The sequence below is a fragment of the Ideonella lacteola genome (assembly GCF_038066555.1).
Taxonomy (GTDB): Bacteria; Pseudomonadota; Gammaproteobacteria; order Burkholderiales; family Burkholderiaceae_C; genus Ideonella; species Ideonella lacteola.
Genome location: NZ_JBBUTG010000081.1, coordinates 1 through 715 on the forward strand (window position 1 = coordinate 1; position 715 = coordinate 715).

Sequence of the window (715 nt, forward strand, 5' to 3'; positions counted from 1 at the left end):
CTGAAGGACGTACGCATTCGAGAAGGGAAAGATCTCGCCACACCCTGTGCATGAAAGCCATTCGCTGCTATGACTAACCACAGTACCTCCAAGAGCCTAACGTTCGACGTAAGGGGCGGACCGCTTGCGGGACGTCCCCTTGACGGAGGGGTTAGGACTCACGGTGCCAATGAGCATAGATTGCCTCTTGGTGACAGCGAACAAGCAGCACCTTGCCACAGCAGCAATCACACGCTGCATCGACGGTGAGGCACTCCGTGACTTCGGAAAGCCAGGCAAAGATGCAGACTTCGCCGACACGTGCCAGATCGCTCTGAATGGTTTCAAACAACGCTTTCAGGCGAGAGGGGTCGAGTTCCTTGACGGACGCTGGCAGAACATTGAGGTACTCGTCTGACGCCAAGCAATAGGACCAGAACTGGTCAGGGGTTTCATCAGGTGGGAGCTGCATGCGCCAAACTCGGACGAAGCCGAGTGGCACGTGAGGGCAAGAAGTGTCGAACTCTATCTTGCTCAGGCCGTTAATGCCTCGTGGATCGGCAGGCCCAGCGGCATTGACGAGGATGCTGATCAGCCGAGGCAAATCACTCATGAGTCCTAACGTTCGACGTAAGGGGCCTGCCGCAGGCAGGTCCCCTTGACGGAGGGGTTAGGGCGCTGGCCGGGCATGTGGCAAGACCTCTTTGTTGAGTGCCTCCGCGTAGCGCTGTAGCTC

Annotated in this window: 1 protein-coding gene; it reads right to left on the reverse strand. The window is 57.8% G+C overall.

The window, feature by feature from the left end; translation table 11 throughout:
• Positions 1-151: 151 nt before the first annotated feature.
• Positions 152-592 (reverse strand): hypothetical protein, encoded by a 441-nt coding sequence (locus AACH06_RS30120; RefSeq protein ID WP_341429528.1) that lies wholly within the window; start codon positions 590-592, stop codon positions 152-154.
• Positions 593-715: the final 123 nt, after the last annotated feature.

Coding starts and splice junctions, on each gene's coding strand:
- AACH06_RS30120 (WP_341429528.1), bottom strand. CDS start 592: ATGAGTGATTTGCCTCGGCTGATCAGCATCCTCGTCAATGCCGCTGGG.